Annotated in this window: 1 rRNA gene; it reads right to left on the bottom strand. The window is 49.5% G+C overall.

Annotation, left to right across the window (positions count from 1 at the left end):
- Nucleotides 1-222, bottom strand: a 23S ribosomal RNA gene (locus tag AC6H42_RS00005); the annotation flags it as partial.

Below are 222 nucleotides of genomic sequence, written 5' to 3'. Positions count from 1 at the left end.
GGTCCCCCCATATTCAGACAGGATTTCTCGTGTCCCGCCCTACTTGTCGCATACTTAGTTCCACACATCGCATTTCGTGTACGGGGCTATCACCCGCTATGGCCCACATTTCCAGGTGGTTCCACTATGCGTCATGCTAAATCATGCAGGCTCATCCCATTTCGCTCGCCACTACTTTGGGAATCTCGGTTGATTTATTTTCCTGCAGCTACTTAGATGTTT

It is taken from the genome of Massilia sp. NBRC 108631 (assembly GCF_059704565.1).
The sequence above is the reverse complement of the archived record's forward strand: the minus strand, read 5'-3'. Positions and strand labels throughout refer to the sequence as shown.